This is a genomic window from Nostoc sp. KVJ3, from assembly GCF_026127265.1.
Classification (GTDB): domain Bacteria; phylum Cyanobacteriota; class Cyanobacteriia; order Cyanobacteriales; family Nostocaceae; genus Nostoc.
In genome coordinates, this window is the sequence record NZ_WWFG01000002.1 from 2,797,629 (window position 1) to 2,818,196 (window position 20,568).

At 39.5% G+C, this 20,568-nt stretch carries 20 protein-coding genes; 10 read left to right on the plus strand and 10 right to left on the minus strand.

The window, feature by feature from the left end; all coding sequences use genetic code 11:
- Window positions 1-171: 171 nt before the first annotated feature.
- From GTQ43_RS27925 to GTQ43_RS27950, 6 genes are all read right to left on the minus strand, one after another.
- Entirely contained in the window at window positions 172-984 is an 813-nt protein-coding gene (locus GTQ43_RS27925; protein WP_265275926.1) for an alpha/beta fold hydrolase, read from the minus strand.
- A gap of 235 nt (window positions 985-1,219) precedes the next feature.
- Complete coding sequence (locus GTQ43_RS27930; protein WP_265275927.1) at window positions 1,220-1,612, minus strand: carboxymuconolactone decarboxylase family protein; 393 nt, start codon at window positions 1,610-1,612, stop codon at window positions 1,220-1,222.
- Window positions 1,613-1,637: 25 nt separating this feature from the next.
- Complete coding sequence (locus GTQ43_RS27935) at window positions 1,638-2,198, minus strand: TIGR02281 family clan AA aspartic protease (protein WP_265275928.1); 561 nt, start codon at window positions 2,196-2,198, stop codon at window positions 1,638-1,640.
- A gap of 250 nt (window positions 2,199-2,448) precedes the next feature.
- The gene (locus GTQ43_RS27940; RefSeq protein WP_265275929.1) at window positions 2,449-3,231 is read right to left on the minus strand and encodes a nucleoside phosphorylase; all 783 of its coding nucleotides are present in this window, start codon (window positions 3,229-3,231) and stop codon (window positions 2,449-2,451) included.
- 380 nt (window positions 3,232-3,611) lie between these two features.
- Complete coding sequence (locus tag GTQ43_RS27945) at window positions 3,612-4,742, minus strand: class I SAM-dependent methyltransferase (protein WP_265275930.1); 1,131 nt, start codon at window positions 4,740-4,742, stop codon at window positions 3,612-3,614.
- Window positions 4,743-5,052: 310 nt separating this feature from the next.
- Window positions 5,053-6,489, minus strand: a complete 1,437-nt coding sequence (locus tag GTQ43_RS27950) for a hypothetical protein (protein WP_265275931.1) — start codon at window positions 6,487-6,489, stop codon at window positions 5,053-5,055.
- Between the two features lie 494 nt (window positions 6,490-6,983).
- On the opposite strand from GTQ43_RS27950, the gene GTQ43_RS27955 reads away from it, so the two are divergent.
- A complete protein-coding gene (locus GTQ43_RS27955; RefSeq protein ID WP_265275932.1) occupies window positions 6,984-7,850 on the plus strand; it encodes a GNAT family N-acetyltransferase in 867 nt (288 codons plus the stop codon).
- A 115-nt stretch (window positions 7,851-7,965) separates the two neighbouring features.
- On the opposite strand, the gene GTQ43_RS27960 is transcribed toward GTQ43_RS27955, so the two are convergent.
- Complete coding sequence (locus GTQ43_RS27960) at window positions 7,966-8,409, minus strand: pyridoxamine 5'-phosphate oxidase family protein (RefSeq protein WP_265275933.1); 444 nt, start codon at window positions 8,407-8,409, stop codon at window positions 7,966-7,968.
- Window positions 8,410-8,791: 382 nt separating this feature from the next.
- Between GTQ43_RS27960 and GTQ43_RS27965 the strand changes: the two genes are divergently transcribed.
- The 5 genes from GTQ43_RS27965 (at window position 8,792) to GTQ43_RS27985 (ending at window position 13,390) form a co-directional block, all read left to right on the plus strand.
- Complete coding sequence (locus GTQ43_RS27965) at window positions 8,792-9,007, plus strand: bromodomain-containing protein (protein ID WP_265275935.1); 216 nt, start codon at window positions 8,792-8,794, stop codon at window positions 9,005-9,007.
- Window positions 9,008-9,124: 117 nt separating this feature from the next.
- The gene (locus tag GTQ43_RS27970) at window positions 9,125-9,676 is read left to right on the plus strand and encodes an alpha/beta hydrolase (protein ID WP_265275936.1); all 552 of its coding nucleotides are present in this window, start codon (window positions 9,125-9,127) and stop codon (window positions 9,674-9,676) included.
- A gap of 104 nt (window positions 9,677-9,780) precedes the next feature.
- The gene (locus GTQ43_RS27975) at window positions 9,781-10,353 is read left to right on the plus strand and encodes an HdeD family acid-resistance protein (protein WP_265275938.1); all 573 of its coding nucleotides are present in this window, start codon (window positions 9,781-9,783) and stop codon (window positions 10,351-10,353) included.
- A 167-nt stretch (window positions 10,354-10,520) separates the two neighbouring features.
- Window positions 10,521-12,575 carry a glycoside hydrolase family 10 protein gene (locus GTQ43_RS27980; protein ID WP_265275939.1) on the plus strand — a complete coding sequence of 685 codons (2,055 nt, stop codon included), beginning with the start codon at window positions 10,521-10,523 and terminating at the stop codon, window positions 12,573-12,575.
- A 260-nt stretch (window positions 12,576-12,835) separates the two neighbouring features.
- Window positions 12,836-13,390, plus strand: a complete 555-nt coding sequence (locus GTQ43_RS27985) for a pyridoxamine 5'-phosphate oxidase family protein (protein ID WP_265275940.1) — start codon at window positions 12,836-12,838, stop codon at window positions 13,388-13,390.
- Between the two features lie 283 nt (window positions 13,391-13,673).
- On the opposite strand, the gene GTQ43_RS27990 is transcribed toward GTQ43_RS27985, so the two are convergent.
- The 3 genes from GTQ43_RS27990 to GTQ43_RS28000 form a co-directional block, all read right to left on the minus strand.
- Window positions 13,674-13,850 carry a hypothetical protein gene (locus GTQ43_RS27990; RefSeq protein WP_265275941.1) on the minus strand — a complete coding sequence of 59 codons (177 nt, stop codon included), beginning with the start codon at window positions 13,848-13,850 and terminating at the stop codon, window positions 13,674-13,676.
- Between the two features lie 122 nt (window positions 13,851-13,972).
- On the minus strand, window positions 13,973-14,389 hold the full coding sequence (arfB, locus tag GTQ43_RS27995) for an alternative ribosome rescue aminoacyl-tRNA hydrolase ArfB (protein WP_265275943.1): 417 nt from the start codon (window positions 14,387-14,389) through the stop codon (window positions 13,973-13,975).
- A 44-nt stretch (window positions 14,390-14,433) separates the two neighbouring features.
- Entirely contained in the window at window positions 14,434-14,688 is a 255-nt protein-coding gene (locus GTQ43_RS28000; protein WP_265275944.1) for an RNA-binding S4 domain-containing protein, read from the minus strand.
- A gap of 735 nt (window positions 14,689-15,423) precedes the next feature.
- Here GTQ43_RS28000 and GTQ43_RS28005 point away from each other — a divergent pair.
- From GTQ43_RS28005 to GTQ43_RS28020, 4 genes are all read left to right on the plus strand, one after another.
- Window positions 15,424-15,672, plus strand: coding sequence for a hypothetical protein (locus tag GTQ43_RS28005; protein WP_265275945.1), 249 nt, complete (start codon window positions 15,424-15,426; stop codon window positions 15,670-15,672).
- Between the two features lie 48 nt (window positions 15,673-15,720).
- Window positions 15,721-19,032, plus strand: coding sequence for a protein DpdE (dpdE, locus tag GTQ43_RS28010; RefSeq protein ID WP_265275946.1), 3,312 nt, complete (start codon window positions 15,721-15,723; stop codon window positions 19,030-19,032).
- A 233-nt stretch (window positions 19,033-19,265) separates the two neighbouring features.
- Complete coding sequence (locus GTQ43_RS28015; protein WP_265275947.1) at window positions 19,266-19,823, plus strand: Panacea domain-containing protein; 558 nt, start codon at window positions 19,266-19,268, stop codon at window positions 19,821-19,823.
- Window positions 19,816-20,208 carry a hypothetical protein gene (locus GTQ43_RS28020; RefSeq protein WP_265275948.1) on the plus strand — a complete coding sequence of 131 codons (393 nt, stop codon included), beginning with the start codon at window positions 19,816-19,818 and terminating at the stop codon, window positions 20,206-20,208. The genes GTQ43_RS28015 and GTQ43_RS28020 overlap by 8 nt, the downstream gene beginning before the upstream one ends.
- Window positions 20,209-20,568: the final 360 nt, after the last annotated feature.

Consider the following 20,568-nt stretch of genomic DNA (forward strand, 5'->3'; position numbering starts at 1 on the left):
CTCCCCTTAAAAAGGGGGAAGAATCAAAGTCCCCCAATTTATCGGGGGATTTAGGGGGATCTAAAACTTTTTGCTACCGACCAGAGGACTTTTAAAACATCCTCTAAGATAGTAGCTAAATCTTTTTCAAGCTGTACTAATGAATTTTAGTTGTTTAAGAGAAAAAGAGCGTCAAATAGTGTAACCTGGTTTAAATTTCTGTAGAAAATTAAGCATGGCTGAAATCACAGTATCCGGCGACTCAATTAAGAAGCCATGACCCCCAGTATCGAGGACTACAAGTTCAGCGTTGGGAATGCCTTGAGTAAGTTGTTGAGAAAACTTTAGCGGGGTGAGAATGTCTTGTTTACCAACTAGAACTAGCGTAGGACAATGAATTTTTTGAAGGCGGTCTGTTGTGTCACATTCAAGTATGGCTTGGCTGTGATAATAGAGTGAATGAGTTGCAGGGGGGAAAGGATATCTGATTGCAAATTCGATTAGACCTTCGATCATTTCAGGAATCGAGTAGAAGGTATCTGTAAATATCCAAGGTAATACGACTTTTTCATAAAGTTTCAGGTCTACCTTATCGCAGAGTTCGCCCCAAGTCTCAATGATGCTGTTAAATAATCCATCACCTTTTGCCAATGATGAAAGTAGCATTAGACTTTGCACCTTTTCAGGATGTGCTAACACTAACTCTTGGGCTATTTGACCACCCATTGAATGACCTACTAAATGCACCTTATCGATCGCAAGATGATCGAGCAATGCTGCAACATCACGAGCCATCTGTTTCAGACTATACTGGCTCTTGGGAGCAGAACTTCGTCCCATGCCTCGGTTGTCTAAGCGAATAACTTGATACTGCGAAATCAGCGATGGCATAATCAACGACCAATAGGCATGATCGCAAAGGAAGCCAGCTATTAATAGCAAAGGCTCACCTGTTCCCTTAATGTCGTAGAATAAATCAATCCCGTTAACCTGAATCTTTGGCATAGTCAGCCCCTTTGGGGAATTAAAAATTAAAGATTAAAAATTAAAGATTACAATCCTCCTAATACCGTTTCTTTGTGAAGCTGCATATATTTACCCCCCGATGTGTTGGGGGGAATTATTATGTGCATCTTCATAAACAACTGGTATAAATTTATTTATGGGCTTGTATGCTTTTCTTGTTCGGTCAATAATTCTGTTAAACCTTATCTTAAGTAGCGATCGACAAGACTGACTGTTACATCTTAAATCTCTCGTCTACTGGAATTTGATAGCCGTTGGCGAGGCGATTAGTCATGTTGGCAGTGGCTGCGATCGCCATGAGTTCCCCGAACATGGTATCATTCATCCCCTTAGCCCGCGCTCCTGCTGTGTGCGAAGCGATGCAATACTCACAGCCATTAGTCGCACTCACGGCGATATAAATTAATTCTCGCATCAGTGGATCGATCTCACCGGGGCTAGTCATCACTTCCTTCACCGCTTGCCAAGTTCGTTGCAAGGTAGGGGGATGATTAGCTATGGCTTTCCAAAAGTTATTGATATAGTCATTCTGGCGGGTGGTGCGGATATCATCATATACTGCGCGTACTTCATCGCTGGCTTCTTCGTATTCAATCAGTTTAGTCATGCTTCTATGTTTTTACCTACGAACATTAGCGATGATGAAATTCGACCTCTTTCTCCAGAATTTTGATATCATAGCTGCCGAAGAAATCGTGGCCCAGTAAGCCGATACTTGCTTTAGGTGCGATCGCTACCTGAAGATTATTGGCTGTAACTCCACCTGCTGCAATAGATTTTACCTTACTGGTTGGAAATTCTACTTCACTACCATCAGCAATTTGAGCTTGCATTGTACCTGTAGCCTGGAGTTTAAGTGTATTCGCCATACTTTGAGTGATAATAGTTCCGCTAGCACCTGTATCTACAATCATTTCAAAGGTTTTTTTATCATTGAAGGTAACGTCAATCACAGGAGTTCCACCAAAGCGGCGTTTGATTAAGACTCGAAAAACTTTATCGTCTGAAGGTGCGGCTATATTGCCACAAAGTCTTTCTAATCCAACGGTTTTACCAGAGGAAGTTACCATGTAACATGCTCCTGGATCGTCAGCTATTGCCTGATGAGAGAATGCTAAAAATATCACTGTCGGCATTAGTGCAATCGCAGTTAAAGTCATGGTTTTAATGCCATGCTTAAAAACGTTATTCATGTTATCTTAATTCTCCAATTTTTTAGATATTTATTAATATCTAAATTATTTATAATAAGTACAAAATTTATTAACTATATCCTGGTAAAATCATGCATTTTGAGGTTGTCTATTGAGATATTTTATTTTTATATATTCCTAAAATAAAATTACATACTAATCAATATAGTAACTAGAATTACTGATTGATAAATTAAAGATTAGGTAAAGACATGATAAAACTACTGAGAGTTGATTTATCAAGTAAATATTAATTATCTGATTCAAAGTTTCCTGCTGTATATACAGCAATTGCGATCGCATTTTTCACAGCAATATCCCTCTGTTGTAAAATGATATTTTCACTCGTAGTACGCCCAGCGACTACACCGCAAATAGCTGCTGCGGCAAAATTATACACTCCAGCCATTTTAAATAGCGTGCCACATTCCATCTCATAATTCAAGATATTCAAGCGCCGATATTCTTCTGTGATGCCATGCAGCGATCGCATTAAATTTGGATTCGCTGAATCTATGCGTTCTTGTCCTTCGTAAAAAGTATCAACTGATGCCGTAATTCCTATGTAATGTTCAACCTTTAATTCTCGCGCGGCTTTAACTAAAGCAACTGTCAGAAACGGATCGGCTGCGGCTGGATATTCCACAGGCGCAATGTCAGCAGCTGCACCCTGGCGACACAATGCTGCACTACTAATAACGACGCTACCGACTGGTATATAAGGTTGAATCGCTCCGCAAGTTCCAATACGAATAATTTGCCGGATTCCTACTTGTATCAACTCATTTACCACAATACTTAATGAAGGCCCACCTATACCACTCGTCGCTGATAAGATGCTGCGGCCATTTGACAAGTATCCCATGTAGCTATTAAGACCGCGATTTTCTGACAAGAGGCGGACATCTTGGAAATAAGTTTGGGCAATTAAATGCGATCGCTCTGGATCGCCAGATAATAGGGCAATGCTGGGAGGCGATGAACCTAAATCATCTTGTCCAAAGCCAATGTGATAAAAGCGTTGATTTGCCATTCAATTTTGGATTATCTTACTATTTAGCTTACTTACGAACCATCGACTATAGAGCCAAGAATTGCTCTCGTTAGGTTGGGGGCGCTAAATTATTAGGACTTATGCAATTACAGCGTTTTTCAGGTAAATGAAGTACACATGTACATTGGTATCAACTTAACGCAAAAGTGATGTCATGCAAGGAACTTCAGTTCCTTGCAAATAGCAAAAGTCATCTGAAGATGACTAAATACCCAAAAAATATCTAGTCTACTTCAGTAGACTTTAGCTAAAAGCCAGAGAACTTTAGTTCAAGGCGGGTGATAAAGCCAACAGTTAAGCTAGGAATAGCTTACTTAAAATCATCTGTACCTCACCAAGTTGCAATCTGCTGTAACTGGTCACGCATGAACCAACAAGTATTGACCGTTACCAAGAATTTCACCATCACAACCGTCAAAATACGAGATGCACAAGAGCAAATAAAGTCTCCATATCCGGCAGAACTTGCCATAGTTCATGCCATAATTTAAATCTTTGACTGTTGTTTGATTTTGGTCAAAATTCATCAACCAATTTATCAAAGTCTTTGAATAGTTAGCACCATTTAAATACCATTGATTAATAATTTTCAGGTCTGTATTAATCTTTGGGATGACATCATAACTCCACACCCGCATATTTGGAAAAATGTATTTGTTGATAAAAGGATGGGTGATGTTTTCAGGTAATCTAGTTGTGATTATGTGAATTAAAACCTTGCCATCATCTTTGAGGAGAGAAGCCAGTCTTTGAAATGATCTCGTTAAATTACCTATATGCTCAAACAGACCAATCGCCATAATTTTATCAAACTTAGTCTCAAAATCAATATCATTAAAGTCCTTTTCGTATAGAGTAAATCTATCGGAACTGAGGTAACTTGTAGGATCTTGCATTTTTTTCCGCATATATTCGCATTGCTCGTGGCTCAAATTAAGAGCCGTTACTTTTACATGGGGAAACCGGGAAAGAATGTAATTTGATGCAGAACCCCAACCGCATCCTAAGTCTAAGATTTCGTCTCCATCTTCGATACCCACTTTCGCAATCAAATCATCGAGCATATCTATTTGAGCTTGCTCAAGGTTAGATGCTCCTTTTTCCCATAAAGCCATTGTGTATTTTGGATATAAAAGTTCTGTCTCTTTTAACATCAGACTGAACATTTCTTCGGGTAGGTCGTATTGAACCTTCATCAGTTCCTGTGACCCTTCTGCAAGGCGATCGCTTTCTTGCAACAGCCATTCATAGGGAACTAAAAGAGAAGGGAAATAATTATAGCTGATTTGCATGGAGAGATTTAAAAGGGATTTAAGCAGAGAATCAGGGATTTTTAGCCCATTGATATAAGCCTCTGCTCCTGCCATTACGATTGCATTGAATCCTGCGATCGCCGTGCGGTTTGCTCTGTAAGCAATTCGGTTTTTGTTACTTACATCTACTCCTAAAGGAGTATGTCTTTGGATGTTCTTTTTAATGCTGGAAGTCATGTCTACACTCCCTATATCTTGAAATTTTTAGTTGGATTAAATTATGGTAAAACTAAATATTCGTTTTTACGATTTTGACGGACGATAAATTAATAAAATCCAGAAAATCAAGGATTTATCACTCTCTAATGCTGTTGAGATTTGTAAAGTATGATAAATAAAATTGAGACTTAAGAAAATCAATGCATTTATTAAAGATTAATCTTTCTTTAGGAAAATTAATAATATACAGCAACCCCTTAATTAATAGTGTCCAGATCCTGAACTTCTCAAAAAAGTCGGCGATCTAACTTTTTAGCAATGGTTGAGATTAGCGATCGCCTTTGCTAGAATCTAAATCATCTGTAGCATTTAGCGAATTCTCACTATCTACTTGATTTGGTGATGTATTTGAAATAGCTACACTATTAGCTACTTGTTTTTGCGAGATATTAGAACCATCTACATCGATTGATAATTCATTAGTAACTGATTTATATTCCAGATTATCTCGGTTAGCACCTGCTATTTCTTCTGCTTTGCCGATAAAATCTTTTGCAAGTCGTTCACTAAAACCAACAACAAATGCTATGACAAAAATCAAAGACCTTTGTTGGTCTTGAGATGATTCTTGATTGGTAGTTGGATTGAGCTTAAAGACACTGGGATTAACAAACATTAATATTATTCCAGAGTTAATTAAAGCTAAAAATAAAACAGAAAAGGCTCCGCCAATCATTGGTTTAAAAGCACCAACAAGGAATGGAGTTAATGGATCGGAATATTTCTTTTTCTGAAACTCTTCAATTCTGATTAAAATACTAATAATGCTCCCTAATGTTCCTGCCGAAATAGCTAAACTTAATTGCAGAAGAAATTCATTATACTTCGCATTTATAGATTGTCTTTTATTGTATTGTGCATTTAATTCAGCAAGATTATTATTTAAGTTGGTTAACTCTGTACTCTTAAATTCTGCATTTTTCTGTGATATTATACTTAGCTCTTTAATTTCTTCTTTGCTTGTTTTCAATTTATTAAAATCGTTCACAGAGGCAGGATTTGAATTTGTGCTTTCTAATGGTTTTTTTTGTTCAGCTTGATTTTGAATCTCATCGACTCGATTATCTGTATATTTTTGAATTTCTTTGATTTCATTTTGTAAAAGCTTCTTATTGATATTATAATTATTGTTATTATAAAAATTAACAGCCTCTGAGAAAATCCAAAGTCCAGCGATAGAAGAAGAAGTAATTCCTCCATAGATAAAAACGGCACTTATAAGTCCAAAGATTACTTTGGTTGTAGTTGATGGTGAACGGTGGACTGATAAAAATGGGTTGATGATAAATCCTGTTATAGGATGTTCATATTTGCAAATAATTTGTTCAACATCAAATCGAATAGCTTGAGCAATATTTATATTCGATGAAGATTCACGCAGAGCTTCTATTGCAAATATTAAAGCTTTAGAGAGTTCTGTCAGTTCTATTTGAACTTTATCTCTATTGTCAGGTATAAATATCCTGGGTATTTTGTCCCACCAAATCTTTTGAGGTGCATTTCTATTGATGAGTTTTTGAAGTCGATTAAACAAGATAATTATTTGAGATATTTCTTTTCCTGCTGCTACCAATTCTTCTTGTTTAACTGGATCTGAAAAACTATTTAAATTATTTTTATAGAAATCTTTGATAAGTGCCTGAATCAGTGTTCTGCTCTCATCTAAATTCCAATCATTATCAGTTATGTTTTTATTAGAAAGCATTTTGACTCCAATTTATTTCTAAAGTTTATAGATGTTGAATAGGGCTAGTACAGCAGAGCGTAAATCTAGTTACCATCTTAAGACAAGAGGCAAACTCTCTTTGTTAAAAGTAAAGGTAGGCAAAGTTGCACCACGATTTACTGGTGCAGATGTGTGGATTAGTTTGAGGAAATTTGCTAAGATATTCGACCACTTTGTTTTTGCTTAGTTGTTACTCGTATTTATCATTCACTTTTTAGCATGGAATATATGATTGGGTGGTGAATAGTACACTCAAGGGTACTTTTTGTGTAGACGCGGATATGTTTGTCGCTAGGGATGCTTCATTAGTGTCAACTTAAGCTATTTTTAGCTTAAGTGTTTGAACTTTAGTTCCTTGTGGTACATCACTTTTAGGTTAAGTTGACACCAATAAACTAACTTCCCAGGCGGCATTGCTACTATTCTCAAAACCCCTTATTTGGTAAAGTAGATTAGATACTCAGGAGTTTTTTGTGCCTACTTTGAGAACCCTGCAACCTGGAGATGAAGGATCGCTGGAAGCATTTCTCTTGCAACACGCTGATACTTCTATGTTTTTGCGCTCTAATTGCCGAACTGCGGGACTGCTTGACCAAGGAGCAAGATTTCAAGGAACTTACATAGCGGCCTATATAGATGAAGCTATAGTGGCAGTTGCAGCTTACTTTTGGAATGGGATGATAATAGTTCAAGCCCCTGTATATTTGCCAGAGGTGGTGCAAGCAATTGTGGCACAATCTGGACGTACTATTTCTGGAATTAGTGGGCCAGCAGCACAAGTTGAAGCGACAAAAAGCATTTTGGGACTTAGCAACCGACCAACTCAGCTTGATGAGTCCGAAATATTGTTTTCTCTAAGACTGCAAGACTTGCAAATACCTCAAGCTTTAGCATCTGCAAAGGTGCAGTGTCGTTTGCCATATCCAGAAGAGTTGGAATTACTCACTGAATGGCGTGTTGCATATAGTGTGGAAGCTTTAGGAAAAAGAGATACTCCCAGTTTAAAAAATGCCTGTCGTCTTGCAATTGAAGGATATCAAGCTACGGCTATGCATTGGGTTTTGGTAGCAGGAGATACCCCAGTATCTTATTCTGCTTTTAATGCCAGTTTACCTGATATTGTGCAAATTGGTGGAGTATGGACACCGCCAGCCCTGCGGGGTAAGGGGTACGCCAAAAGTGCGATCGCTGGCTCATTGTTAGATGCGCGATCGCAGCAAGTAAAACGTGCCATCCTGTTTACAAGTGATAATAACCAAGCAGCCCAAGCAGTTTATCGAGGAATTGGGTTTTTGCCTACTGGCGAGAAGTATGGCTTAGTGTTATTTGAAGAGAGTTAGTTTTCTGACATTAAAAATACTTGATTTTTGCCAATTTCATCCAACAATTAGATTTCCGAAAATAATTCGTAATTCTTGGTTTAAGAATTACGAATTATTTAAAGCCTTGATGCTGTCAAAAACTAATTGTTTGTGGCTTAAAATTAGATACCCTATCCCAATAATTAACCTGGTTAATATTCACCTTGAGCAAAGCAATATCTGCTTCGTCCAGTCCTTTAGGAAACCAAGTTTGAAGTTCCGGCTTCCATAATTCCCGCATCTTGTTGCGGTCTTCCACCAGTTGGGCTGTACCTGAAATAGAAACGTATCGCTGCTGTTCGGGTAACGAGAAACTAACATTCACCTGCTCATGGTGTTCAATCTCAGTCACCTTATGGGAACCAGCATAAGTAAAGAACCAGAGTGTAGCTTCAGAGTTAATCTCACCACTTTTTGACATAGGGTAACTATGTAAACTACCATCATTATCGACTGTGGTAAACATACCATAATCAATATCTTTGATTAGTTCATGCAGCTTTGTAATCTGTTGATTGCGGTCTGTAGAAGTTGTCATTGTTTGTACTTTTTTCCCTATTTGCTTTTTCTGATCTGTAATTTTTAATTACAACCAGATTTAAGGCTAGTAGTGTTATTTTTTAGTATTAACGTTTTGAGTTTTAATTGCGTGAGCCTATAGATGGAATTCTACTAAGATTAGCTCTGTTAGTTCTATCTATAGAGATATTGGTTGAGAGTGACTGCAATGCTACTCAGTTAAGTTATTGCGATGAACTTTTAAAGACTTTTTAACTGCGATCGCAACTCCTAATTGCCTAAAATTAAATTTATACCCTCTGAATGAGTCTCTTCAACCTATAGCAGGAGTATAATTTTTCATTACGTGCCTAGGATGAGATACTAGGAAACAAAATTGCAGTATATCTGCCTTTCAAATTATGGACTGGAAGTACAGGTGGAAAAATGGCTATCGACCAAGCCGAGATGAAGCGGCAAAAAACCCTCATTTGTTAGATGAGAGTCAGTTCGAGAATGAACAAGACCGAAAGCTAGCTGAAGAATCTGCAAGGAAGCATTTGGGTATACCTGCACCAACTTTAGACGAGGACAAGTCAATACTACCTCATGCCGCTTCGCCCGATGAATTAATTTGATAGCACCATTTCACAAAATCTTTGCAAATAATATAAATTAGCTGTAGGGGTATACGTGTGTACCCTTATGTATTTGTAGTACTATGTACGCTCCACACTATTAGGAAGTTTAACAAAATGCAAATTTATCAACTTTTCAATCGATTAAATAATAAGAAATTTACTAAGTTACTCAGTCAAGCAGTAGCTTTAGGCTTAGGCGCTATTGTTCTCCTCTCAACTACTAATGCTAATGCTGCCGAGCAAGTGATTTTAAAGTATGGTAATTTTCAAGGGCAAATATCTGTTGAAGAATTAACTCAATTTACAGAAACTGGCAAGACTACGCCGACATTAAAAGCTTATTTGGATGCTGCACAACAAGACCCCGCAGTAGCTCGTAAGGCACTGAAAGCCCCAATCAAAGCGGATCCTGCCTTTTTAAATAATTTACTATCTAGCTGGGCTGGGCCAATTTTAGTTAGCCAAATTGGTGAAGTAGTTCACCCTCCCACAGGACAACTAGATCAAGAGGCGTTGCGAAGCGCCTTAAGTACATCCATTAAACAAAATGGTGAAGTTACACTACTTGGAGCCATTCAGAATTATCCTAATACTTCTGTTGAACTTGAAGGCGATCGCCTCATTGCTGTTTATAAACGCCTAAGCAATCTGGCAGAACTCTTATGATGGCTAGTTACTGCTGAAAATTAATACCTATGGGTCTATCTTAGGGTTCTATCTTGTAACCAAAAAATTTCCTAACCTAATTGTAGAGTTAGGGAATAATTTATATGACAACTGACGTTTCAAGAGAAATTAACAAGAATCTTAATGGAGGCCTGATAACTGGTGTTCTCCTGAGTATTGCGGGGGTAATTGCGATCGCAGTGCCTAATTTCACCACCCTATTCGCCGAAACTTGGATTGCAGCGATTCTGATTTTTGCTGGATTTACAAAATTAGTGTACGCTACTCAAACCCGCGATCGCGGAGGTTTCATTTGGAAACTTCTATTAAGCGGACTTTATATCGCAACTGGCATAATGCTATTTGTTTACCCTTATACAGGTGTTCTCACACTAACTCTGTTGCTGGGCAGCTTTTTACTAACTGAAGGCACATTTGAGTTAATTTTGGCATTCCAGTTACGTCCGCAAGAAAATTGGGCGTGGGTGCTAGGTAATGGCATTATTACCTTGGTATTAGGCGGAATGATTTGGTTCCAATGGCCATTCAATGCACCCTGGCTTCTAGGCACACTTGTTGGTATCAGCATTATTTTTAGTGGCATTTCCCGCGTCATGCTATCTTTGAATGCGCGTTCTATCTCAAATCCTCCCAATGGAGGTATAAATCCTACTTAGTAGATGGCAGTAATGCAATAAATCATCACAAAGACGCGATAAATCGCCGTCTCTACGAAAAAATGATTATTGTAGAGACGGCAATTCATTGCGTCTATGCCTACGCCAACAAAATTGCTAAATTAACAAAGGAAATCAAAATCAAGGCCAGCTAGCTGCAATCAACAATGGTATCTATTGCTACTCCCTTCTCGGATATTCAAAACCATTGGGCACGCTTATTTATTACAGCCTTAGCCCAACGTGGTATTGTCAGTGGGTCGCCTAACGGCACGTATCGCCCCGATAACTCACTGACTCGCGCTGAATTTGCCGCCATCATCGCCAACGCATTTCCCAAAGTTACCCAGAAGCGGCAGTATGTGCCCTTTGTTGATGTTCCTACTAATTATTGGGCAGCAGTCGCTATTCAAACAGCTTACGAAAAAGCATTTCTTAGTGGGTTTCCCGACAAAAGTTTCCGTTCTGCCGAGCGAATTACTAGGGTGGAAGTTTTGGTTTCCTTAGTAGGAGGCTTAGAAATTGCCACTAAGGTAAAACCTGACCTTCTCTCAGCCCTCCCACAAATTTATCAAGATTCTATTCAGATTCCTGGATATGGTAGAAATCAAATAGCTATTGCCACCAGTGCTGGATTAGTGGTTAGTTTTCCTAATGTGAAATTACTGAATCCCAATCTTGCCGCTACTCGTGCAGATGTGGCAGTGATTATTTATCAAACTTTGGTGTATTTAGGTCAGGCAGAAAAAATTTCTTCCATTTATTTAGTGCAGCCACCAATACCAACACCAACACCCACACCCACACCCACACCCACACCCACACCTGTCGGTAGCGTTAAGCTCAATCATAGTCGAGAATTCCGGGGGGCGTGGGTAGCATCTGTGTGGAATAGTAATTGGCCTTCCAAAGCAGGACTTTCTGTTGCCCAACAAAAAGCTGAACTTACCGATATTATTACTAAATTACAAGCCTTAAACTTTAATGCCCTGATCTTCCAAGTGCGACCGGAGGGAGACGCTTTATATGAATCGCAATTAGAGCCTTGGAGTGCTTGGATTACAGGAACTCAGGGGAAAGCACCAGAACCATTTTACGATCCTTTAGCTTATGCGATCGCAGAATGTCACAAGCGCAATATTGAACTTCACGCTTGGTTCAACCCCTATCGCGCTAGCACTTCCACCGACCCAGCGAAAACAGTCCGTCCCCACATAGCAGCTACCAATCCAGAAAGCGTTTATTTATGGAAAACTCAACGCTGGATGGATCCAGGACTGAAAATAGTTCAAGACAGAGCTTACAACGTAATTATCGACGTAGTAAAGCGCTACGACGTTGATGGCATTCACTTAGATGATTATTTCTATCCATATCCCATTGAGGGACAACCTTTCCCCGATGAGAAAACTTATGCTGCCCATAAAGCAGTCGGTGGTAAACTCAGCCTTGGCGACTGGCGGCGAGACAATGTTAACAGAATGGTAGAGCGTCTCTGGCAGGGGATTAAAGCAACTAAACCCGATGTGAAATTTGGTATCAGTCCCTTTGGGATTTATCGCCCCGGACAACCTACTGGAATTACTGGGTTGGATGCTTACAACGTGCTATATGCTGACTCGAAGAAATGGTTAGAAGAAGGTTGGATTGATTATATCGCCCCTCAACTTTACTGGCGCACAGACCAAACACAACAAAGTTATTCGGCATTGCTAAAGTGGTGGACACAAGTAAATACAAAGCAAAGACACGTTTACGCTGGTAACAATCTGACAGAACCAAGCAACAAGAGTCGGGAAAGTGACGAGATAGAAAAGCAGGTAAAAATTAGTCGTAGCCAAGCTGGACAGTTTTCACTGGGGAATATATTTTTCAATATTGGTGTTTTGACGGAAAATAGTCAGGGAATTGCCGATAAATTCCAAAGTCTGCTTTATAACAAACCTGCGCTACCTCCGACTTTGCCTTGGCAAGATACAACACCTCCTCCTCCACCCATTGGACTACAAGTCAATAACCGTAAACTAAGTTGGCAGCCAGGAGATAATCAACCAGTTCGTTCTTGGACACTTTATCGACAAACTGGTGATACTTGGACAATTCAGAGAATTTTGTCTGCTGGTACAACCTTCGCTACCGTTCAACAAGCCGGAACTTATGCCGTGTGTGCGGTGGATAGATTGGCTAATGAAAGTGTGGGAACAGTGATTACAGTAAGTTGAACAAAGGTGTTGCATTTGAGTGCGATCGCATTGTTGTTATGCTGTTGTGTAGTGTGAGTGCGATCGCTAAATCTCAAGTTAGCCATTTGACAAAAAGCTTATGTAATGCATAACATTCATTTCACATAACTTAAATGTGTTGAGTATATTTATATAGGTAAAGGTTCAGCCTAACTCGTAAATATTAGGACTTGCTAGATATTGAGCTAAGGCATAGGCTGAAAACATTAGAAAGCTTGTAAATAAAAATCAGACAGTTTATGTCTAAACTTTTTGACTGTATTACTGACGAACTGCAAGACTTTATTGCTGCTCAACAGATGTTTTTTGTTGGTTCTGCACCTTTGAGTCCTACGGGTCACGTTAACCTATCTCCTAAAGGTTTAGGAGGCTTTCGTGTCCTCTCTCCCAGCCGAGTAGGTTATTTGGATCTTACAGGTAGTGGGAACGAAACCTCAGCCCATTTGCAAGAAAATGGGCGGATAACCTTTATGTTTTGCGCCTTTGAAGAACCCGCGTGTATATTGCGTCTTTACGGTCAAGGAAACACCATTTTACCGAGTTCTCCAGATTGGGACTCTCTATATTCTTTGTTTGTGCCGATGCCTGGAACTCGTCAAATTATCATCGCTGATATTGAAAAAATACAGATTTCCTGTGGTTTTGGCGTACCACTCTATGAATATCGAGGTGAGCGCCAGACTTTAGTCAACTGGGCTAGTAAAAAAGGTGAAGAGGGAGTTCGAGAATATCAACAGCAAAAAAATCTTGTCAGCATTGACGGTTTAGCTACACCACTGAGTCAGTTATCATGACACACTCCATACACTGAATTGAAGTACTAATTTCAGTGTAGGCTTCTTAATCATACCCTACGGTGTACACACAAGTCTGACCGCAGCCATTTATTTGATTGATAAATCAAATAAATTTTGTACTGCCTTTCTATCCCGCCTCGGAATGAATTCCGAGTCTCATAGCTGAAGTCCACTCAAGTGGACTGAATTAATTATTTAGTCCACTTAAGTGGACTTTCGCTATCAGCCCTGAACTTCAGTTCTGGGCAGGATAACGGTGAGTATGACAGTTTTGAAATTATTAAAACTCCTTTGGATTATTGTCACCAGCAATTATTGCTTGGAACAAGTTTCCTAGTAAAGAGAAAAATGCCGAAACTAACACTAACAGCATTAAACTAGCAAGGGCAGCAAACGGAGAGATGATGAATAAGATTAAGAGTGCAAACATCAAAATAGTTAGTAATGTCTTATTCACCTTTTTTCACCTTTACATAGTTGCTCTTCCCCAGCTAAACAAATAAATCATCAAGTTGACCACAGTCAATAGAATGAATTAGTTTTAGCTCTTTGGTAAGATTTTGCGACAACATTGATAAACTAACAATCCGTCACCTGTCCTCTGTTAGACTTAACCTGTCCGCGCTTAGTTTTGTAATCAAGACGCTTTCTTTGAGAACTGCGGGTTGGTTTGGTAGGTTTGCGTTTTATTGTCACGACAACCGCGCTTTGAATGAGTTCTTGAAGTCGTTTTAACGCTGACTCCCGATTGTTTTCTTGGCTTCGGTGTTCCTGCGCTTTGATGACGACAACTCCTTCTTGGGTGATGCGTCGATCATTCAGCTTTAAAAGCTGTTCTTTATAATAATCCGGTAATGATGAAGCGACAATATCGAAGCGCAAGTGAATTGCCGTAGAAACCTTATTGACATTTTGACCTCCCGCTCCTTGTGAACGAATCGCACTAATTTCAATCTCACTCTGTGGGATAATAACTTTGTTGGAAATTTGCAACATTACTCATAAGACAGAAAAACTTTTAAATTTGAAATAGCAATCTTTTACTCGGTTTCTTCAGTAAAATCTATTACTACGTCCCGATCTTCATTGTTATCTAAATTCACCTCTAAAGTTTTTCCTTCAATTGTCACTTGATCGCCAGGAACTAATCGCCTTCCTCGTCTGGTTTCCAGCATACCATTGACTTGAACATCGCCACCTTGAATCATTAGCTTGGCTTGGCCTCCAGTTGGTACTATACCCATTAACTTTAAATATTGATTTAACTTAATTGTATTATCTCTGATTTTTTTCATAAGAAATAAAGGTACAGGATCTTAATTCTATCGTTATAGCGGTTCTCATTTATGTGAGGTACACCCGGAGGAGCAATTCATGAATTGCCCTTAGAGGATGTTTGAAAAGTTCTCTTGTTGGTAGCAAAACTTTTAGATCCCCCTAAATCCACGCCACGTGCTTCAAGTCGGGGAACCGCAAGGGCGCAGTGGCTCCCCTTAAAAAAGGGGGACTTTAACTCCGGTTCCCCCCTTTTTAAGGGGGGTTAGGGGGGATCGATTAAGTGCCTAAAATCACAACCAATTACTTTTCAAACAACCTCTTACACCTTACGAGATGATGTTGTACCACATTTGAATGGGAACCGCTATAAGTAGTAATGCAAAAATAGATATACATTTGTCATTGCGAATGGAGCAAAGCGGAATGAAGCAATCCCAAGACCTTGCGTTCGCGAAGTGTGTCCGAAAGACTTATGCTTTGCTACATTTCATTCCGTACCCTACGGGAAGGCTCCGCCTACGCAATGACATAAATATTTTTGCATACGCACTTATGTTATGGCAATCCTTAATCATTCGTGAAAAGTTATATCCCCGACTTCTTGGAGAAGTTGGGGATATAGACACCGCAAATTTCCACAAATCAGGTAGGATTGCTATATTAAGTCAAAGTGTAAATGTGTTGCAGCCCATAATCAGCTAAGTACAATATTTAATTAATTTGTAGCAAATTAAATTTGGCAAAACTCTGCAATGCTAATGCATCCTGATGCAATGCTGATACATCTCGATGCAATGCTAATGCGTCTCAATGTAGTGTTAATGTATCGAGGTGCAATGTTAATGCGTCCCGATGCAATGTTAATGCATCCCAATGCAATGTTAATGCATCGGGATGCATTAAGAAACGATCCGCTTTTGGCAAAACTTTCCGGTGTTGGCTGTGGTGGAGCAAATTTATTATCTATAATGTTGATCGACAAAACTACCAGATATAGGTGAACAAACTAGTCTGGAAGGTTCTTTTAGTGTGTTTAGGGGACTGGATCTATGATTAAGCTCGGTTTATTGGTACAGTCCCAGAATAACTATTTGGGTATCGGAAAAGTTACCGAAATATCTGATACCGATGCGAACGTTGAATATTTTTGCTCCATTGGACAACGTCTTCAAAAAACTTTACCTTTAAATTCCCTCTCTCAGGTCAGGCTTGAACCCCAAGCTCGATGCTATATTAAATCCAAAACCCAGGATAAATGGATAGTTGGTAGAGTTTTTATCTGGGATGAAGATACAGAAATGTATCAAATTGATTTACCTGATAAGAAAACTGCGATCGCTACTGAAGAAGACATTTACGTTCGTTGTAATCTCCCAAACACAGACCCCATCGAAACTTTAGCGATGAAAGGTCACGAAACGCCTTACTTCCATGACAAAAGATTAGCTTTCGTCAAATCTTTGATTAAGCAACGCGCTGTCAGTCGCGGGATGACGGGACTAATTTCGGCAAATATTAATCTTTATCCTCACCAAGTTGAAGTTGTCCGGCGGGTACTGGAAGACCCAATTCAACGCTACTTACTAGCAGACGAGGTGGGACTCGGAAAAACCATCGAAGCGGGTGCGATTCTGCGGCAATTCCTTCTTGATGAGCCAAAAAAAGGGGCGGTGGTATTAGTTCCGCAATATTTACTCAAACAATGGCGGACTGAGTTAGAAAATAAGTTTTACGTCTCCCATTTTGGGAAACGGGTAGCGGTGCTGGCGGTTGAAGATATCCATAAAATCAACCTGAAAGCAAGGATAGGCTGCTTAATTTTAGATGAAGCTCATCACATTGCAGCAATGGCAACCTCTAAAGATGCAACAGTCCGCCAGCGTTTTCAGACTTGCAAAGAACTTGCTCATAAAAGCGATCGCTTACTTTTATTATCTGCTACTCCTGTTCTCAATCATGAGCAAGATTTTCTCGCCATGTTGCACTTGCTCGACCCAACAACCTATAAAATTGGTGATTTAGCAGGTTTCCGCGCCAAAGTTGAAAGCCGTCAGGAAATTGGTAGACTTCTGCTTTCTTTTAAAGAAGGTGCGGAACCTGCTGTACTCAAAAGCAACTTGCAGCAACTACGAACCCTCTTAGCTGAGGATGAGTATTTCCTGAAGCTGGCGGATGATTTAGAAAATTGTTTACAAGGAAATTCTACCGAGCAAGATCAAATCGTTCAAGCGATTCGCACCCACGTCAGCGATATCTATCGACTCCACCGCCGCATGCTTCGCAACCGTCGCGCGGCTGTAGAAGATGTGATCTTTGACCGCAACTTTACGCCCAAAGAAGAGTATGATTTAGACGAGCGATCGCCTGATATCCACGAACTGCTCAATCAATGGCGTAGTGTTGCTCCTAGTGAAAAGCCATATCAGCGAATTTTTCTGCTGTTATTCTTAGCTGCTGGTACTTGGTTAGGCATATTAGAGCAAGTAATTACCGCTCGGTTAACTGGTAAACCTCATGCTAAACTCGTCCAAGAGTTTAAAGAAGATGATATTCGCATCTTAACTACAACCCCGAAATTTTCAGGGGAAGAAGAGATTCTGCAATCCTTCCTCAAAATTATTCGTCAACCTCAAGAGGACGGAGGACGAACGGAAAATCTGAAAACAGTGCTGCTGAATCAATTAGGTACATACTTCAAGATTCCCGCAAACGTTCGGAAAAATCAAAAGGAATTCATCACGAGGATACAGCAGAGAATCAAGAGACCAATTACTGGCGATATTCTGCCCAAGTTTATCGTGTTTACCAGTTTTGTGCAGACTTGTAGCGAAATAGTCCGATATTTGTCTGATACTTTTGGTGCAGAAAGTATAGCCAAACATCAATTTGGAGAACCACCAGACAAAGTTGAGGAAAGCTTAACTAAGTTCAGGAATAACCCCAACTGCTTTATTCTAGTATGCGATCGCTCTGGAGAAGAAGGACTTAACCTCCAATTTGCCGATTGGTTAATTCATTTTGACCTTCCTTGGTCGCCTAATCAATTAGAACAAAGAATTGGCAGACTTGACCGCATTGGCAGCAAAATTGGCATCCAATCTTGCGTCTTGATTGGCCCCTATTTAGAAGATAGCCCTCACAATGCTTGGTATCAAGTATTAAAAGATGGCTTTGGGATTTTTCAACAATCAATTGCCAGTTTGCAGTTTTATGTGGATGACAAGCTTGCAGAATTAGAAACAGCTTTGTTTCAATCCGGTGCTGCTGGATTGTTAGAAATGATTTCGCCAATTCAAAACCAAATTGAAACCGAGATAGCAAAAATTAGCGAACAAAATACTTTAGATGAAATTGACGCTAACGATGAAATTGCTACCGAGTATTTTCAAGAACTAGATAATTATGATGCTTGTCATCTAGAAATGAAACGAGCAATTGAAGGGTGGATTTGTGACGCGCTGGGATTCAGAGGACTCAATAACCCAGATTCATCAGAAATGCGACGTTATCAACCCTCAACGCGGACATTGGTTCCCATAAATGAGTTAAAAAACCGTTTTGCTGATAGTTATCTAGACCAATTTGGTACTTATAATCGCAGGGTAGCAAACCAGAATCCTGGTATTAAAATCTTTCGAGTTGGGGAAGGATTTGTCGAATCACTCTTAAACTATATAAACTGGGATGACCGGGGTGAAGCCTTTGCGATGTGGCGCACTGATGCATCTTGGGATGCAAAAGAAGGGAAGGAGTGGTTTGGTTTTCAATGCAATTATGTAGTGGAGACAAATTTAAGAACTGCCAAACAAGTCTTACTAGATAACAAACTAGATAGTTCGCAATTCAAACACTTGCAGCGCCGGGTTGATGCTTTATTTCCGCCAATTATAGAAACTATCTATGTTGATGGTCGGAAAAAAAACATCTGCATTGTTGAAGATAAAGCCCTCTTAAATATTCTGCAACGTCCATATAAAGATAAAAACAATAATCAAGGACGAGATTACAATCTAGCAAAAGAACGCTTAGGAATTATTGATGATTTTGTCGATCCTAATAAATGGCAAAATTTCTGCTATCAAGTGCGGAACATTTCTTCGGAATTACTCTCTAATCGTCCCGATTTTATTGACTTGTGCCAAAGTTGTGCTAGAGTAGCCGAAAAGAAATTAGCCAATAGAGTCGAACAATTACATCTGCGTTTGAACCAGCAAAGTTGGGATAATGCATTAGCTGAAGAGTTGAAGATAGAAACTGCTTTAAATGCAGCTATCTTAGAAGGAATTCGCCAGCCGCAGATTAGGCTTGATTCTGTCGGTTTTATTATTGTATCCGGGCGATCGCTTGTGCAATTTGAGTAATGTTATGTCTGCTTAAAGAGCCACAATATCCCCGTTAAATCTACCTAAAAAGAGGGGTTAGGTAGGTCTTTATATGCTCGTTGTCGTTTTTATGTTCAGCATTGAAATGACAACGAGTTTAACTTTTTCTGTTACCGATAATGACAATTTTCTTTGCCCTTGGCAATGTGTCAGCGATCGCGAGGGTTTACAATGGAATTGTACTAGTGTGAAGCAGTCGCTTCAGAATGCTTATGCTAATCCAGTTTCGGTTTCATCCTGAAAAAGCCGTTGAAGCCGCAGCGGTACTCTTAAAGCTGCACGGTAAGCCTATGAAGTATTTAGGCTTACTTAAGATGCTTTACATAGCTGACCGTCTTGCATTGAAACGCATGGAACAACCAATTACTGGCGATCATTATGTTTCGATGGATTACGGCCCTGTCCTGAGCGGCGTTTATGATCTAATCAAGGGTAAGCCCGTTGATGATGCCTTACCTCTTTGGTCTAAGTTCATTTCTCCTCGCAATGGAAATCATGTTTCCTTGTTGCGTGATCCGGGAGACGAAGACCTTTGTGAAGAGGAAGAGGAAATTATTCAACAGGTTTATGAAGCTTTTGGGCATCTTGATCCTTTTGAAGTTGCTGAGTGGACTTATGACCTTCCAGAGTGGAAAAACCCTCATGGCTCTGCCATTCCGATTTTGGTAGAGGATATTCTCAAAAATGTGGGTAAGAGTGACGAGCAAATCGGGGAAATTGAACAAGAAGCCATTCGGGAAGCATATCTAGATGGGGTTTTGAATGGTTAGCATCACCATTAATTTGGGAGATGCATTTTTGCTAGATACGCCTCCTAACAGTGAACACCTCTACATCGCAATTGCACAAACTTCTGAAAGCAACTATCTATTTGTCAATGTTACTAGCCGCAGACCTAATTCTGAAACTTCCTGTGTTCTCCTACCAGGTTCAGGTATACCAAGCTTTATAGTCCATGAGTCGGTAATAGCTTATCAGTTTGCTCGTGAGATGGATGCTACTCAACTAGCTGGTTTGATTACCATTGGTAGCCCTATTCCGAAAGGGACTTGTTCAAAGGCTGTTATTACACTAATTCAGCAAGGTGGTTTAGTCTCCAAGAGGTTGAAGAATAGGTACAAAACTGCTCTGAAAGCTTTTTTGGGAATACCGTAAGATATCATAGATCGCAGTTACAGATGGAGAGTAAATAGTGCTGGAAAACTGAGATAAGCTGATGCGTATTGATAAAGTGAATTATATTTTTGAATTTAGCTGAAAAATAGATAAATATTAATACTTGTCATACTTAATGTTGATTGTGAAACGAAATGATTAATGAAACGTTCAAATCGCCTTGTTTAGATAAGGGCGATCGCTTGTGCAATTTGAGTGATATAATTTATGTGTAGCTAAATAGCCTTAGTAAGTATACTAATCCCACCTCTTATATGGGGCGGGGTTTTTTAATCCCCGACTTCTTCAAAAAGTCGGGGATTTTTGTGTTCGTAGTTACTGATGACATTGCTGTAAAAA

Bases quoted from the DNA above. Each gene is read 5' to 3' on its own strand.
- dpdE (WP_265275946.1), top strand. From the start codon at position 15,721: ATGATTAAGCTCGGTTTATTGGTACAGTCCCAGAATAACTATTTGGGT.
- GTQ43_RS27970 (WP_265275936.1), top strand. From the start codon at position 9,125: ATGCAAATTTATCAACTTTTCAATCGATTAAATAATAAGAAATTTACT.
- GTQ43_RS28020 (WP_265275948.1), top strand. From the start codon at position 19,816: ATGGTTAGCATCACCATTAATTTGGGAGATGCATTTTTGCTAGATACG.
- GTQ43_RS27965 (WP_265275935.1), top strand. From the start codon at position 8,792: ATGGACTGGAAGTACAGGTGGAAAAATGGCTATCGACCAAGCCGAGAT.
- GTQ43_RS27975 (WP_265275938.1), top strand. From the start codon at position 9,781: ATGACAACTGACGTTTCAAGAGAAATTAACAAGAATCTTAATGGAGGC.
- GTQ43_RS27940 (WP_265275929.1), bottom strand. From the start codon at position 3,231: ATGGCAAATCAACGCTTTTATCACATTGGCTTTGGACAAGATGATTTA.
- GTQ43_RS27950 (WP_265275931.1), bottom strand. From the start codon at position 6,489: ATGCTTTCTAATAAAAACATAACTGATAATGATTGGAATTTAGATGAG.
- GTQ43_RS27980 (WP_265275939.1), top strand. From the start codon at position 10,521: ATGGTATCTATTGCTACTCCCTTCTCGGATATTCAAAACCATTGGGCA.
- GTQ43_RS27925 (WP_265275926.1), bottom strand. From the start codon at position 984: ATGCCAAAGATTCAGGTTAACGGGATTGATTTATTCTACGACATTAAG.
- arfB (WP_265275943.1), bottom strand. From the start codon at position 14,389: ATGTTGCAAATTTCCAACAAAGTTATTATCCCACAGAGTGAGATTGAA.
- GTQ43_RS28005 (WP_265275945.1), top strand. From the start codon at position 15,424: ATGCTAATGCATCCTGATGCAATGCTGATACATCTCGATGCAATGCTA.
- GTQ43_RS27985 (WP_265275940.1), top strand. From the start codon at position 12,836: ATGTCTAAACTTTTTGACTGTATTACTGACGAACTGCAAGACTTTATT.
- GTQ43_RS28000 (WP_265275944.1), bottom strand. From the start codon at position 14,688: ATGAAAAAAATCAGAGATAATACAATTAAGTTAAATCAATATTTAAAG.
- GTQ43_RS27960 (WP_265275933.1), bottom strand. From the start codon at position 8,409: ATGACAACTTCTACAGACCGCAATCAACAGATTACAAAGCTGCATGAA.
- GTQ43_RS27935 (WP_265275928.1), bottom strand. From the start codon at position 2,198: ATGAATAACGTTTTTAAGCATGGCATTAAAACCATGACTTTAACTGCG.
- GTQ43_RS27930 (WP_265275927.1), bottom strand. From the start codon at position 1,612: ATGACTAAACTGATTGAATACGAAGAAGCCAGCGATGAAGTACGCGCA.
- GTQ43_RS28015 (WP_265275947.1), top strand. From the start codon at position 19,266: ATGCTAATCCAGTTTCGGTTTCATCCTGAAAAAGCCGTTGAAGCCGCA.
- GTQ43_RS27945 (WP_265275930.1), bottom strand. From the start codon at position 4,742: ATGACTTCCAGCATTAAAAAGAACATCCAAAGACATACTCCTTTAGGA.